The organism is Halococcus sediminicola, from assembly GCF_000755245.1.
GTDB classification, from domain to species: domain Archaea; phylum Halobacteriota; class Halobacteria; order Halobacteriales; family Halococcaceae; genus Halococcus; species Halococcus sediminicola.
In genome coordinates, this window is sequence record NZ_BBMP01000021.1 from 95,034 (window position 1) to 108,144 (window position 13,111).

A 13,111-nucleotide genomic window follows, 5' to 3' on the forward strand; every position below is an offset into this window, starting at 1 on the left:
TGTTGTCTCGTCGCCGCGTTGTTCGGTGACAGGCACCGACAGTACAGGCAAAAACGGGTGGATGCGGTGTTCAGTCGCGCCGCAGCATCAGGACGCTTCCGAACAGTCCGAGTACGGTCATCAGTCCAACCGTCACCCCTGGGAAGGGAATCATGCTGCTGACGGCGGTCGTGCTTCCCTGCGAAGTGGACGTCTGATCCGTGGCGGTTCCGGTCGTGGCCTGCGTCGCCGTGTCGCTCGTGGTTTGCGTTCCGTCAGTCGGACTCGGCGTTGCGCTGGTAGTAGTACCGACATCGGGGGGCACGTCCTGTCCGGTGAGATCTTCGAGGAAGGTGATAATCACCTGTGGGCCCTGATCGAGGTTATCGACCAACTCACCGAGGTCGACGTTGCCTGCCAGAATCTGATCTTCGAGGAAGGAGGTCAGGTCGTCGATGCCCAGCGCGTTGAGCACTGGGTTGAGTACTGGCCCAAGCGTTTCCTCGACCGCATCTGCCAGCGGTTCCGTGATGACGCCGACCAACGTCTCGAACTCGACCGTTCCCACGTTGTTGTCGGGAGTGGTGTCGTCCGTGAGGAGCGTTGCGGTGTTATTCACTTCGGAATCGCCGACGATGACGACTGCAGTAGTGAGTTCCAGTTCCGCGCTCTCGCCCGGTGCGAGTGAACTCACGGTGAAGTTTCCGGTTCCTGGGTCGTAGTTCCCGCTGTCCGAGCTGGCGTCGACGAGCAGGTTGGCGCTCGTTTCGAGGCTTGCGAGATCGGTTTCGCTCAGCAGTGGCATCTCGTCTTGAACCACTACATCTTCGGCGGTCTCGTCCCCGTTGTTCGTCACAGTAACCGTATACTGGACCGTCACGTCTGCATCCCCGTCGGGGTCGATGATGGCGTTTCCTGCCGTCTTCGTCACCGAGATGTCGGTAAGACCACCGTCACCAGGCGTCTCGGTACCGTTGTCACCGTCGCCACTCCCGTTGTCGTCGCCGGGTCCGTCGCCATCGCCGGTTCCATCATCGGTACCGTTGTCGTCACCGGGCGTCTCGGTGCCGTTGTCGTCGCCGTCGCCGGGCGTCTCCACGTCACCGGGACCGTCCTCGTCGATGACGTTGATCGTACCGTTGTTGTAGACGACGATCGTCGTGCTGTTGTCGACGTTCGTGACGCTCTTGTCGACGTACACGCTGCTCAGGTTGATCGTCTGATCGCCGTTGACGATGTTGTTGACGATCGTGCTGTTGGAGATGTTCTCGTTGTTGATCGCCGCGTTGACCTCCCTCTGGTCGATGAAGTCATAGTCGAAGAGGTACTGCAGAACGGTACTGTTGTCGACGTCGCCTACGCTCTGGTCGTTGTCGCCGGTGTCGGCGCTGTCGTCCCCGCCGTCGGCATCACCGGCACCGTCGTCCGTCCCGTCGTCGTTCGCACCGTCACCGTCGTCCGCGCCGTCGCTGCCGTCTCCGCCGTCGTCACCATCCGCGTCATCGTCACCATCCGCGCCGTCACCGCCATCCGTGCCGTCGTCGTTCGCACCGTCACTGCCGTCCGTGCTATCACTTCCGTCTGCGCCGTCACTGCCATCCGCACCATCGCTGCCGTCTGCGCCGTCCGCACCGTCGCTTCCGTCAGCACCGTCGCTGCCATCCGCACCGTCCGCACCGTCGCTGCCATCCGCACCGTCCGCACCGTCACCATCGTCGCCGTCGGAGTCGTCGGCCTCCTGGTTGGTGTTGACGTCCTCGCCGTTCACGTTGACGTCGACTTCTTTCGTGCTCCCTTCGTCAGCGGTGCTACCGTCGTCGGCGCTTGCGTCCCCGCTATCCCCGCTGGCGTCGTCGGCACCGCCGCCGGCATCCCCGCCGTTACCGCCGTCCCCACAGTTGATGTTGAGATCGCTGTTCTCCTGCTGGATGTCGACGTTGACCGAATTGTCGTCACCGTCCACGTCCACCAGATCACAGTCGTCAGTCGCCGTGTTGTCGTTCGCAAGCACTGGTGTCGCAGTCATCCCGATGACCGTCAACAGTGCGAGCACAACGACCCCACCGCGTTTCATGAGTTCTTTCGACATGCAACGGGACTTCGAGCAAGCGAATCATTCATGAAGATTGTGCCGGATATATCGCGCTCTTTTTCACGAAGATAATCAAAAATCTTTATATGGGACCTAGTAGTGACAATGAAGAACTCCTTCGTAACAGACATAATATGATATAATATGCCACGGCGAATCGCCTCCGAGAATGAGATGGAAGCCCTTTTAACGAATCGCGGGATACCATCTACTCGCGCGTGGGTAGCCAAGCTAGGCCAACGGCGCAGCGTTGAGGGCGCTGTCCTGTAGAGGTCCGCCGGTTCAAATCCGGTCCCACGCACTCCCACTTTTTGCTACGCTCGGTCGTGCGCAGAGCGCACTCCCTCGCTTGCAAAAACGTGGGGAAAAAGCCGGCGTCACCCCCTCACTCCGTTCGGGGATTCCTCGGCCCGCTCACTCGTTTCACTCGTTCGCGGTACGATCACTTCACTACCGCAACCGCACCACCGAAGCCCTCGCGCTCCCACTGGTCGCGCTCGCCCTTCATCCGCCAGGAACCGCTACCGCCCCGCTACCGCACCGCCGCCTCAAACGTCGCGCTCGATGACGAAATGCGTGAACTCCGCGAGGTTGTCCGCGGGTTCGTCGGCGAGGTCGAGTTCGGCGAGGTGCTCGCGGGCTTCGGCAGCGATGTCGAGTGCGCACTCGCGGGCGTAGGCGACACTACCCGTCTCCTCGAAGATTTCGATGACCTCGGCGATGTCCTCCTCACTGTTCTCGTCGGCCCAGAGCAGTTCTTCGAGTCTGGCGGCCCGTTCGGGCGTAGCCTCACGGGCGGCGTGAATCGCCACCAGCGTCTTCTTGCCCTCGCGCACGTCGTTGCCGACACCCTTGCCGAACGCGCCGCCGTGTTCGGCGGCCGTCTCGACGTCGAGGATGTCGTCGCCGATCTGGAAGGCGATGGACATGAGTTCGGCGTAGCGCGCGGCGTGGCCTTCGACGTCGTCGGGTTGGTCGGTGAGCAGTGCGGCCAGTCGGGCGACGATACGCCCGAGACAGCCGGTCTTGCAGGCACACATCTCCAGATACTGCGCTTCGCTCATCTCGATCGCCTGCTGGTTGTGCCAGTGGATGTCCATCCCCTGTCCGAGATGGGTGCGATTGAGTTCGTGCATCAGCATCTCGTAGATTTCGAGACGAACCTCCGGATCGAGGTCGGCGGGGTCCTGTGCGACGATCTTGAGCGGGAAGAAGTACATCGCGTTGCCCGCGTTGAGCGCCGTGTCCGTCCCGAACTCGTGATGGAGCGCCGGTCCACCCCGGCGCATCGTCGCGCCGTCCTCGACGTCGTCGACGATGATCGTCCCATTGTGGAGGATTTCGGGGATGCAGGCGTAGGGGAGATAGTCGTGTGGGTCGACACCGAAGCCATCGAGGAGCAGACAGCAGACGACCGCGCGCCAGCGCTTGCCACCGCGGTCGAGCAGCGTCCAGACGGGATCGGGAAGCGCGCGCTGGATGGCGTCCGCATCGTACTCGTAGGTCGGCGCGCCGAAGAAGTCACTCGCGTACTCGACGTCGGTCTCGCGCGGCAGCAGCCGCTCGATTTCCGCGTCGATGACCGGTCGCCACGCCGCGAGCACGTCGCGCATACGCCGAGAACCACGGCGGCGGGCTAAAAATGCTCGTTTGCCAATCGAAGGGAAACGCTTAGCACGCGGTCGCCAGCAGTGACGCCATGACAGAGTGGATCGGCGAGACGTTCACGAGCGACACGGGCTGGAGTCACCTCGAAACACTCGTCGACATCGGCAACCGGATGGCCGGCAGCGAGGGCGAGCGCCGCGCCGCCGAAGCCACCCGCGACGCGCTCAAAGACGCCGGCGCGCGGAACGCCCGACTAGAGGAGTTCGACATCCAGGGCTGGACGCGCGGCGAGAGCGCCATCCGCGCGGGCGATGACGAGAGCGCCTGCATCGCGCTTCCGCGGAGTCCGAGCGCCGAGGCAACTGGTGAGTTCGCCGATCTCGGCTACGGCCTACCCGAGGATTTCGAGGAACGCGACATCGAGGAGAAGGTCGTGATGGCCGCGAGCGACGTGCCCGATCACCACGACCGGTTCGTTCACAGAACGGAAAAGTATCATCGGGCGGTCGCGGGCGGGGCGGCCGCGTTCGTCTTCCGCAATCACGTGCCCGGTCAGCTCCCACCCACGGGAAGCGTCGGCGGTGCCGACGGCCCGATCGGCGAGATTCCAGCCGTCGGCGTCTCGAAGGAGGTCGGGACACGTCTCGGCCGGCGATACGACGGCGAGCGGATGAACGTCACAGTCGACGCCGATATTCACGACGCGACGAGTCGGAACGTTCACGCCGAACTCGGACCGCAGAGCGACGAACGAGTGCTCGTGACGAGCCACGTCGATGCCCACGACATCGCCGAGGGGGCGATGGACAACGGTGCTGGCACGGCGATGGTCGTCGAACTCGCCCGCGCGCTCGCCGACCGGGAGGACGAACTCGACACGACCGTGGAGTTCGTCGCGTTCGGGGCCGAGGAGGTCGGACTGTGTGGCTCGGAGTATCTGGCCGCGGAGACCGATCTCGATTCGGTGAAGGCCGTGCTCAACAACGACGGCGTCGTCGCCGGACGGACGCTCTCGCTGTTGACTCACGGCTTCGACGAACTCGGCGTGGTCGCGGAGGGGGTCGGGGAGTGCTTCGATCATCCCATGAAGACGGTGCCCAAACAGGGACCACACAGCGACCACTGGCCGTTCGTCCGTTGGGGCGTGCCGAGCTACCACGTCACGAGCGACACGGGACCCGACCGAGGCTGGGGCCACACGCACGCCGACACGCTCGACAAGCTTGACTTGCGCACGTTCCGCGAGCAGGCGATTTTGCTCACCGAACTCGCCGTCTCGCTTGCCGACGACGATTTCACTGTTTCCCGCGCCGACCCCGAGGCGATCGCGGCCGCGCTCGAAGCCGAGGGCGAGGCTGCGGGGATGAAACTCACCGGCGAGTGGCCGTACTGATGCAGTAGGCTCATTTCGGCGCGCCCGAAGGGGAGGTATGACCGACCTGTGTTCGACGCACATCGAGAACCGGGAGATGGTCCAGCCCAATCACGCGAACAACCTCCAGAGCGTCCACGGCGGCAACGTGATGAAGTGGATGGACGAAGTGGGCGCGATGAGCGCGATGCGATTCGCGGGCAACGCCTGTGTCACCGCGCGGATCAACCAAGTGGACTTCGAGCGGCCCATCCGGGTGGGTGACGTCGCGTTCATCGAATCCTACGTCTATCGGGCCGGCCAGACGAGCGTCCACGTCCACCTGCAGACCTACCGCGAGGACCTCACCAGCGGCGAGCGCGAGAAGACCACCGAATCGTACTTCGTCTACGTCGCCATCGACGAGGACGGTACCCCCACGACCGTTCCCGACCTCACCGTCGATTCCGAGGAGGGTGAGCGGCTGCACGCGGCCGCGCTCGACGGTGAGGACAACACCGGTTCGGGTGTGACTCGGGACGAGTGAAAGGGACTCCGAGCCGGAGTTCGAGAAACGGCGTACGAGGAGCGAAAATCGTGAGATGCGACCGGCGAGTGCCGGCTTTCAGGCGGTCTTCGCACCGTCTTCCGGCGAGACGGGCCCTTCCTCGACGGCGAGATCGTCTTCGGCCGGAAGCGCGGTGAGTTCGGTGTAGGCGGCGGCGAGCACGGCCGTCGAGTAGACGGTCACGATGGCGCTACCGGCCTGTGCGACGACGAGACCGATGGTCGAGCCGGCGATGGCCCCGAGACCGAAGACAATATCGACGGCGAGCGCGGCGAGCATGACCGCGACGCCCAACAGGAGCAGCGAGAAGCGGTGCCCGCGGGTGAGTGCCCAGCTGCTGCGAAAGCCCTGAACGAAGTTCTGGTCCTCGACGGCGACGTGAACGGTCCAGAACGCGAGGGTCACGAGCAGGAAGATGCCCGGAATGACCAGAGCAACGAGTCCCAGCCCGACGATGAGCCCGAACACGATGGCCCCCACGAAGACGTTGAGTGCCGCCCAGCCCATGTTCCGGGTGAAGTGCTCGCGCGACAGGTGTTCGGTTTCGTCGCTGACGAACACCCGAATCGCGGCGATAGAGACCACGAGGCTCGCGATCGCGAGCACGAACGAGAGAAGACCGGCGACGACCGGCGGCAGGGCGAACAGCGCGCTCGCTCCCGCCTCGACCGGGACGAACTGCTGGTTCGCCGCGTACCGAGCGAGTCCTGCCCCGAGGAGACCGCTGAGCGCCGAGAGCACGAACACGAGTCCGATGAGCATGAGACCGTTGCGTTTGCTGGTTCTGCGTGCACCCTCCTTGAGTACGGCTGTGATGTGTACGGACATAACGGATACGTAGAGGTGTCGTGAGGAGATAAACATTCCGTGACTGATAATATCATTTGGGTATATTGCGATGGCCGCCGTTTCGCGCGGGGAGAATCGTTCCGCCGGCGAGAGGCGCTCGGTTTCGCGTCGAGCGCGCCGTCCCGACAGGGGTAAGAAAGGCCGGTCCATGAATCGGGCAATGAGCGATTCGACGGCGACGACGGACGAGGGAAGCGTCCGCGTCGTCGGGACGGCCCACGTCTCCCCCGAGAGCGTCGGCGAGGTCGAGCGCACCATCGCCGAGGAACGACCCGACGTGGTGGCGGTCGAACTCGACGAGGGCCGCTTTCGCCAACTCAAGGGCGAACAGCCCGACGATCTGTCGGCGGGCGACCTCCTGCGCGGCAACACGGTCTTCCAGTTTCTCGCCTACTGGATGCTCTCGTACGTCCAGACCCGCCTCGGCGACGAGTTCGACATCAGCCCCGGAGCGGACATGCTCGCGGCCGTCGAGACCGCCGAAGAGGTCGGGTCGGGGGTAGCGCTCGTCGACCGCGACATCCAGATGACCATCCAGCGGTTCTGGGCGCGGATGACCGGTGGCGAGAAACTGCAAATGTTGCTGAGCCTCCCGCTGGCGTTCGCCTCGCCGCTCGCGGTCGGACTGGGTATCGGTCTCACGACCGGGCTCCTGCTCGGCGTTCCACTGGAGGCCTTTCTCGGCCCGCTCGTGCTGCCGGCGACGCCCGCCATTCCCGGACTCCTCGTCTCGATAGCGGACTTCCTGCTGGTCGCAACCGTCCTGGGTCTCGCTCTCGGGACTCTCCTCACGACGGCGTTCGTCTGGAGCGCGCCCGAAGAGGACGAACAAGAGGAGTTCGACATCGAGGACATGACCGACACCGACGTCGTGAGCACCATGCTCGAAGAGTTCAGACAGTTCTCGCCGGGTGGCGCGGAGGCACTCATCGACGAGCGCGACGCCTTCATCGCCCACCGGCTGGTGGCGCTGCGCGAACAGGGCCATCGCGTCGTCGCGGTCGTCGGCGCGGGCCACCGAGAGGGCATCGAGCGCTATCTCGGCCATCCCGAAACGCTGCCGCCGATGGACTCGTTGGTCGGCCACGAGAGCGGCCGGCGCTTTTCGCCCTATAAAATCCTCGGCTACCTGTTCACGCTCGGCTTCCTCGTCTTCTTCCTCCTGCTGGCCATGGCCGGCGCGCGCAACGGTTTCCTCCTTCGACTGTTCGGCGCGTGGTTTTTCATCAACGGCATCTTCGCCACCGTCCTCGCCAAACTCGGCGGCGCACACTGGGCGAGCGCGCTCGTCGGCGGCGCGGTCGCGTGGCTCACGAGCGTGAACCCGTTACTGGCTCCGGGTTGGTTCGCCGGCTACGTCGAACTCCGCTATCTCGACGTCAACGTCGGCGACATCAACACCCTGAACGAGATCCTGAGTGACGAGGAGAGCCCGCTCGACGAACTCTGGGAACGCCTCCGGGAGGTCGCCCTCTTTCGACTCATCGCGATCGTCGCGCTCACCAACGTCGGTTCCATCGTGGCGAGTTTCCTGTTCGCGGCCATCGTTCTCCCGATACTCGCGGCAGGCGTCGGCGGCGTCGATGGCGTCGTTTCGTTGATGGTCCAAGGAGCCGAAAACAGCGCCGACCTCATCTGGGGGGCGCTCACGTGAGATTCGCCCGGCGCGAACTCGCCGACCTCGCGATCGCGTGGGTCGCCCTCGGGGTGGCGTTCGCACTCTTTTTCACGCCGCCGCTCCGGGGAATCCTCCTCGCCGGCGACGTCGATCTGCTGCTGTCGGGCCCTGTCTTTCGCTCGTTCGCACTCAGCATGCTCACCGCCGGCATCGGTTTCCTGTTGCACGAACTCGCGCACAAACTCGTCGCCCAGCGCTTCGGCCAGGTCGCCCACTTCCGCGCCGACTACGGCATGCTCTTTCTCGCGGTGGCGAGCGCCTTCGCGGGATTCCTCTTCGCCGCGCCCGGCGCAGTCTACCACCGCGGGCGTATCACGAAACGCCAGAACGGTCTCATCGCGCTCGCCGGCCCGGTGACGAACCTCGCTCTCGCAGTCGGGTTCGCGGCGCTTGCGCTCCTCTCGACTGGATTCCTCGGCACGGTCGGCGCGTTCGGCGTTGGCATCAACCTTCTATTAGCGGGGTTCAACATGCTCCCGTTCGGCCCGCTCGACGGGCGGACAGTTTTGTCGTGGAGCGTCGTCGTCTTCGCCATCACCTTCGTCGTGAGCGCCGGGTCGGCGGTCGCGGTCTTCGTGACCTTCGGATTCAGTCTCTAAATCGGGACGACGATCTCACCGACGGGCTTTTGTCCGCCTCCGCCGGCGCTTTCGCCATGACCGACGCAGAGGAGAGGCTCACGTACGCCGGTGCGGGCGTCGACATCGACGCAAGCGAGGCCGCGACCGCAGCGCTCGTGGGTGCAGCAGGCGAAAGCGAGGGCGATTACGCCGGCCTGGTCGACATCGGGGACCAGTACCTCGCGCTCGCTACCGACGGTGTGGGCACGAAACTGCTGGTCGCCGAAGCGCTGGACGATTACTCCACCGTGGGCATCGACTGCATCGCCATGAACGCCAACGACCTCGTGGCCGCCGGGGTCGAACCCGTGGCCTTCGTGGATTACCTCGCGGTCGACGAACCCGACGAGGGGACCGCCGCCGACCTCGGCACGGGACTCGCCGTCGGGGCCGAACGCGCGGGCGTCGCGCTGGTCGGCGGCGAGACAGCGGTGATGCCGGAGGTGATTCGCGGACTCGACATCGCCGGAACGTGTGCTGGTCTCGCCAAGGAGGACGACCTCTTCGGCGAGGCACGGATCGGCGACGCGCTCGTCGGGGTTCCGTCCTCGGGCATCCACTCGAACGGCCTGACGCTCGCACGCGGGGCCGCGACCCGGAATGGGGATTACGACGACTCCTTCCCCGACTCCGAGAAGACGGTCGGCGAAGTCCTGCTCGAACCCACCAGACTCTACACCGACCTCCCGCTGCACGACCACGCGACCCACGCCGCGGCCCACGTCACCGGCGGCGGCTGGACGAACCTCACACGGATGGGCTCGCACCGCTACGAGATCACGGACCCGCTGCCCGTCCCGCCGGTCTTCGAGTTCGTCGCCGAGCGGGGAGGGGTGGCCAGAGAAGAGTTGTATCGAACCTTCAACATGGGGATGGGCTTCGTCGCGGCGCTCGACCCCGACGACGCCGCCGCGCTTGCCGACGCCACGGACGGGCAGGTGGTCGGTCGTGTCGCCGAGGGCACGGGTGTCGCCGTCGACGAACTGGAACTCGACTGAGGCGGCGCGGGTCAGAGAATCAGGACAGATGAGCCGCCACGTCGGCTTCGGTGATGATGCCGAGCATCCGGCCGCTCTCGACGACGATGACGGCGTCGTGGTGGTCGAGGTGGGTATCGACCGTATCGAGGGTGGCCTCCGGAGCCACGGTCGTGATCGACTCGCGCATCACGTCCGCGACGGGGAGATCGGCGGCGTTCTCCGCCGAGGCACGCCGGACGTCCCCGTTCGAAATGATGCCCACTGGATAGCCGTCGTGAACCACCGGGAGCTGCGAGTAGCCCGCCTCGCCCATCCGGTCGATGGCCTCCCGAACGCTGTCGTCAGGTGCGACGGCGATCACCGAGGTGTGCATCAAATCGCGCGCACGCCGAATCCCGCCCTCGGCGGCGTCCAAGGCGGTGACGATGCGCCGCAGCGTCGAGAGTCTCGGATCGACGTCGCCGCTCTCGATACGCGCGATGAGCGGCTGGGAGACATCGGCGCGCTCGGCGAGCGCGCTCTGGGTGAGTTCGACGCGCCCTCGGCGCTCGCGCAAGTCCTCCGGCGTCGGCAGCTCCATGTCCGGCGATAACCGTGGGTAATGAAAAGCATTACGGAACCCCACCTTTTTCTGCGTCGGGTTCGCGCTCCGCGCGAACCGCTCCTTGAAAAATCTGGACCAAAAACTTCCGCTCACTCGCCTGCGGCTCGTTCGCGGTGAACCGTACTCGTTTCACTCGCGCGGACACACTCAACCGCCGCACAGCACCGCAGAAGCCCTCGGGCGCTCGCTTCGCTCACACCTCGCCCTTCATCCACCAAGGAAACCGCCCCGCAACTGCACCATAGCCGCCACAGCGGCCGCTCGGCGGTTGCAACCGATAAAAGCGCGTAACCTCAGAGAAGCTGGTCGAAGCTGTCGTACTCTTCGATTTCGGTGCCTTCCTCGGTGATTTCGGACATTATGATGCCGTTGCCGCTGGCGGTGTCGCGCTCGACGGCGCTCTTGACCGCGTTGGCGGCGACGGTTCTGGCCTCGTCGTTGCTCAGGCCGTCTTCGTACTGCTGTTCGAGGACACCGTAGGCGAAGGGCGACCCCGAGCCAGTCGCGTTGTAGTCCTCTTCCATCACGCTGCCCGCGGGGTCGATGCTGTAGATGTGACTGCCATCGCTGTCGACGCCGCCGAGAATCGGATGGACGATGAAGAAAGCTCCGCTGCGCAGGAAGTTGGATGTCAGCGTCGAGAGCGCCTGCATGCTCATCTCCTCGCCACGACGGGCCTCGTAGAGGTCCACCTCGGCTTTGAGGTTGTTGATGAGTGCCTGTGCTGCGCTCACTGCCCCCGAGATCGTCAGCGCGCCACGGGGATGGATCTGGGCGATCTTCTGGGCCTGCTTGCTCGCAACCATGTTGCCGGCGCTCGCCCGGCGGTCGGTGGCGAGCACCACTCCGTCGGTCGTGGTGAGACCGACGGTCGTCGTGCCGGTCTTGGTGATTTCGGCGTCGTCCATGTCGGGACTCGGCAGCGAGCCGAGTTCGGGTCCGTAGATGTCCTCGGTCGCCTGTCGGCCGGGCCGCGCGAGGTCCGGACCGTTTGGTAACTCAGGCATTGGCCCGCCTACTCGCCGGATGCTTAAAAGACCAGTCCTTCCGAATGCTCAGTTCTCGCTTGCGCGCTCGTGGGCCTCGCCGAGACGCTCGACGAGCCGATCGACAGGAAGCGATAGCCCGGCGCGTTCGGTGACCAACGCGAGCGGAAACGTGACGATACCTACCAGCAGCGCAGCCTGATAGGCGGCGAACAGCAGCGTGCGGTGCAGTCGTGCTTTCATGTCCTCGACGAGGGCCAGCCCGAGGGAGTATATAACTGTACCGGCCCCGGACCGATCATGACCCTCATCAACACACCGCCGCAGTCGTGCGATTCAATTTGGATTGAACGAAACGCAACCCGAGTTTCGAATGCGACCGTCGCGGGCGGGGCGATGGAAGTCCTACGGCGTTCGTCGCCATAACCTATCGCGGACTTCGAGTGCACGTGCGCGGCGAAACCGCAAGGTACGACACGCCGGGGACCCACAATCGACTGTGAGCGACTATCTCGTTGCGATGGAGGCGGCCTGGTTGGTTCGTGACGTCGAGAGCATCGACGACGCCATCGGCGTCGCGGTCAGCGAGGCTGGCAAACGGCTGAACGACAGGGACAAATCCTACGTCGAGGTCGACGTCGGCGCGACCGGCTGTCCGGCCTGTGGTGAACCGTTCGACTCGGCCTTTGTGGCTGCGGGCACGGCACTCGTGGGACTGGTCCTCGAAATCGAGATCTTCAACGCCGACGGCCGCGAACACGCCCAGCGCATCGCCAAGAGCGAGGTCGGCGGCGCACTCCGTGACGTGCCACTCGACGTCGTCGAGACCATCGAACACGACGTCGAAGAGGAGAGCTAACCGATATACCGGAGGTCGTCGTCGGTGGCCTGCTGGCCCTGTTCCATCTGCTGGATCTTCTGGACGACTTCCTCCATCTCGTCGGCGCGCTCTTCGAGCGACTCGAACCCGACCTCGAAGCCGACGAGTTCTTCGAGCGTTTCGAGCACCGCCCGCGCGCTCTTCGGGTCGACGAGATACCCGCTCGTCTCGCCCATCAGACACGCCGCCGGCAGGTCGCGGCGTGCGCCGAGACCCAAGAGAAGGCCGGAGACGCCGACGATGCCGCCGGCGGGTTCGCCCTCGCGGAACTCGACACCGCCCTCTTCGAGTTCGTCGGCGAGGGCGTCGGTGGTCGCGGCCCCGATGACGCCGTACTCGTCGATCAATTCACCGGTCGGAACGCCGCCGAGTGCGAACACCCGCTCGACCCCGTGGTCGGTCGCGAGGTCGAGAAACAGGTCGGTCAGACGGTAGTGGCCGGCGGCATCCTGTGCCTGATGGTCGCCAGTGAGCACGATCAGATCCTGTTCGTCGGCTTCGACGGCGTGGAGCTCGGCCGAGGCGAGTTTCGCGCGGCCGTCCTCGATGTTCACCTGCGGCGGGAAATGTTCGGAGTAGACCCGCGCGAGCAGTTCGCTGTCGAGTTCTTCGAGGAGATGCTCGGCGACGAGCTTGCCGACGTGGCCCACGCCGGGCAGTCCCTCGACGAGTACCGGGTCGGTCAGCGCCGGCTCCGCGAGTGTCTCGACGTCGAATTCGTCCATGGCTCAGTCGGACGCGCGCCGCTTAAGAGCGCGTCGGTACTCGCCATGCGGGTCCTCGGGGTTGTAGGGTGCCGGCGCGCTGTTGACTGCCGGGCCACCGCAGTCGGGACAGGTCGAACTGAGGGTGTAGATCGGACGGTCGTGAGTCGACTTCCACGTCTCGCAGACACGAATGGCCGATTTCATTTTCG

Annotated in this window: 14 protein-coding genes and 1 tRNA gene; 7 read left to right on the forward strand and 8 right to left on the reverse strand. The window is 64.9% G+C overall.

Annotated elements, in window-relative coordinates; all coding sequences use genetic code 11:
• Positions 1-70 precede the first annotated feature (70 nt).
• The gene (locus tag ACP97_RS08800; RefSeq protein ID WP_049997466.1) at positions 71-2,068 is read right to left on the reverse strand and encodes a DUF11 domain-containing protein; all 1,998 of its coding nucleotides are present in this window, start codon (positions 2,066-2,068) and stop codon (positions 71-73) included.
• Positions 2,069-2,287: 219 nt separating this feature from the next.
• Between ACP97_RS08800 and ACP97_RS08805 the strand changes: the two genes are divergently transcribed.
• A tRNA-Leu gene (locus ACP97_RS08805) sits at positions 2,288-2,372 on the forward strand.
• Positions 2,373-2,619: 247 nt separating this feature from the next.
• Here the strand turns inward: ACP97_RS08805 and ACP97_RS08810 are convergent.
• A complete protein-coding gene (locus tag ACP97_RS08810; protein ID WP_049997467.1) occupies positions 2,620-3,684 on the reverse strand; it encodes a polyprenyl synthetase family protein in 1,065 nt (354 codons plus the stop codon).
• Positions 3,685-3,770: 86 nt separating this feature from the next.
• Here ACP97_RS08810 and ACP97_RS08815 point away from each other — a divergent pair, with 86 nt between their 5' ends.
• Positions 3,771-5,072, forward strand: coding sequence for a M28 family peptidase (locus ACP97_RS08815; RefSeq protein WP_049997468.1), 1,302 nt, complete (start codon positions 3,771-3,773; stop codon positions 5,070-5,072).
• Positions 5,073-5,109: 37 nt separating this feature from the next.
• Positions 5,110-5,577, forward strand: a complete 468-nt coding sequence (locus ACP97_RS08820; protein WP_049997469.1) for an acyl-CoA thioesterase — start codon at positions 5,110-5,112, stop codon at positions 5,575-5,577.
• Positions 5,578-5,655: 78 nt separating this feature from the next.
• Here the strand turns inward: ACP97_RS08820 and ACP97_RS08825 are convergent, their stop codons facing one another.
• A complete protein-coding gene (locus ACP97_RS08825) occupies positions 5,656-6,426 on the reverse strand; it encodes a hypothetical protein (RefSeq protein WP_237561137.1) in 771 nt (256 codons plus the stop codon).
• A gap of 181 nt (positions 6,427-6,607) precedes the next feature.
• Here ACP97_RS08825 and ACP97_RS08830 point away from each other — a divergent pair, with 181 nt between their 5' ends.
• From ACP97_RS08830 to purM, 3 genes are read left to right on the forward strand one after another with little or no spacing between them, the layout of a single operon-like run.
• Positions 6,608-8,101 carry a TraB/GumN family protein gene (locus ACP97_RS08830; protein WP_049997470.1) on the forward strand — a complete coding sequence of 498 codons (1,494 nt, stop codon included), beginning with the start codon at positions 6,608-6,610 and terminating at the stop codon, positions 8,099-8,101.
• Positions 8,098-8,724 (forward strand): zinc metalloprotease, encoded by a 627-nt coding sequence (locus ACP97_RS08835; protein WP_049997471.1) that lies wholly within the window; start codon positions 8,098-8,100, stop codon positions 8,722-8,724. Before ACP97_RS08830 ends, ACP97_RS08835 begins: the two co-directional genes overlap by 4 nt.
• Positions 8,725-8,780: 56 nt before the next feature.
• Positions 8,781-9,743: a phosphoribosylformylglycinamidine cyclo-ligase gene (gene purM / locus ACP97_RS08840; protein ID WP_049997472.1), complete on the forward strand. Its 963-nt coding sequence runs from the start codon at positions 8,781-8,783 to the stop codon at positions 9,741-9,743.
• Between the two features lie 19 nt (positions 9,744-9,762).
• Here purM and ACP97_RS08845 read toward each other — a convergent pair whose 3' ends face one another.
• The 3 genes from ACP97_RS08845 to ACP97_RS20405 all read right to left on the reverse strand — a co-directional run bounded on the left by ACP97_RS08845 (position 9,763) and on the right by ACP97_RS20405 (position 11,558).
• Positions 9,763-10,305 carry a CBS domain-containing protein gene (locus ACP97_RS08845; protein WP_049997473.1) on the reverse strand — a complete coding sequence of 181 codons (543 nt, stop codon included), beginning with the start codon at positions 10,303-10,305 and terminating at the stop codon, positions 9,763-9,765.
• A gap of 317 nt (positions 10,306-10,622) precedes the next feature.
• Positions 10,623-11,336 (reverse strand): archaeal proteasome endopeptidase complex subunit beta, encoded by a 714-nt coding sequence (gene psmB, locus ACP97_RS08850; protein WP_049997474.1) that lies wholly within the window; start codon positions 11,334-11,336, stop codon positions 10,623-10,625.
• A 48-nt stretch (positions 11,337-11,384) separates the two neighbouring features.
• Complete coding sequence (locus ACP97_RS20405; RefSeq protein WP_202593588.1) at positions 11,385-11,558, reverse strand: hypothetical protein; 174 nt, start codon at positions 11,556-11,558, stop codon at positions 11,385-11,387.
• Between the two features lie 256 nt (positions 11,559-11,814).
• On the opposite strand from ACP97_RS20405, the gene ACP97_RS08855 reads away from it, so the two are divergent.
• Positions 11,815-12,174, forward strand: coding sequence for a DUF555 domain-containing protein (locus tag ACP97_RS08855; protein WP_049997475.1), 360 nt, complete (start codon positions 11,815-11,817; stop codon positions 12,172-12,174).
• Here the strand turns inward: ACP97_RS08855 and ACP97_RS08860 are convergent.
• Positions 12,171-12,920 carry a proteasome assembly chaperone family protein gene (locus ACP97_RS08860; RefSeq protein ID WP_049997476.1) on the reverse strand — a complete coding sequence of 250 codons (750 nt, stop codon included), beginning with the start codon at positions 12,918-12,920 and terminating at the stop codon, positions 12,171-12,173. The genes ACP97_RS08855 and ACP97_RS08860 overlap by 4 nt on opposite strands.
• A 3-nt stretch (positions 12,921-12,923) precedes the next feature.
• Entirely contained in the window at positions 12,924-13,106 is a 183-nt protein-coding gene (locus ACP97_RS19080) for an RNA-protein complex protein Nop10 (RefSeq protein ID WP_079977597.1), read from the reverse strand.
• Positions 13,107-13,111 lie beyond the last annotated feature (5 nt).

What these genes read in the sequence shown, in the direction of transcription:
- ACP97_RS08830 (WP_049997470.1), top strand. Translation starts at nt 6,608, where the DNA reads ATGAGCGATTCGACGGCGACGACGGACGAGGGAAGCGTCCGCGTCGTC.
- ACP97_RS08810 (WP_049997467.1), bottom strand. Translation starts at nt 3,684, where the DNA reads ATGCGCGACGTGCTCGCGGCGTGGCGACCGGTCATCGACGCGGAAATC.
- ACP97_RS08860 (WP_049997476.1), bottom strand. Translation starts at nt 12,920, where the DNA reads ATGGACGAATTCGACGTCGAGACACTCGCGGAGCCGGCGCTGACCGAC.
- purM (WP_049997472.1), top strand. Translation starts at nt 8,781, where the DNA reads ATGACCGACGCAGAGGAGAGGCTCACGTACGCCGGTGCGGGCGTCGAC.
- ACP97_RS19080 (WP_079977597.1), bottom strand. Translation starts at nt 13,106, where the DNA reads ATGAAATCGGCCATTCGTGTCTGCGAGACGTGGAAGTCGACTCACGAC.
- ACP97_RS20405 (WP_202593588.1), bottom strand. Translation starts at nt 11,558, where the DNA reads ATGAAAGCACGACTGCACCGCACGCTGCTGTTCGCCGCCTATCAGGCT.
- ACP97_RS08820 (WP_049997469.1), top strand. Translation starts at nt 5,110, where the DNA reads ATGACCGACCTGTGTTCGACGCACATCGAGAACCGGGAGATGGTCCAG.
- psmB (WP_049997474.1), bottom strand. Translation starts at nt 11,336, where the DNA reads ATGCCTGAGTTACCAAACGGTCCGGACCTCGCGCGGCCCGGCCGACAG.
- ACP97_RS08825 (WP_237561137.1), bottom strand. Translation starts at nt 6,426, where the DNA reads ATGTCCGTACACATCACAGCCGTACTCAAGGAGGGTGCACGCAGAACC.
- ACP97_RS08845 (WP_049997473.1), bottom strand. Translation starts at nt 10,305, where the DNA reads ATGGAGCTGCCGACGCCGGAGGACTTGCGCGAGCGCCGAGGGCGCGTC.
- ACP97_RS08800 (WP_049997466.1), bottom strand. Translation starts at nt 2,068, where the DNA reads ATGTCGAAAGAACTCATGAAACGCGGTGGGGTCGTTGTGCTCGCACTG.
- ACP97_RS08815 (WP_049997468.1), top strand. Translation starts at nt 3,771, where the DNA reads ATGACAGAGTGGATCGGCGAGACGTTCACGAGCGACACGGGCTGGAGT.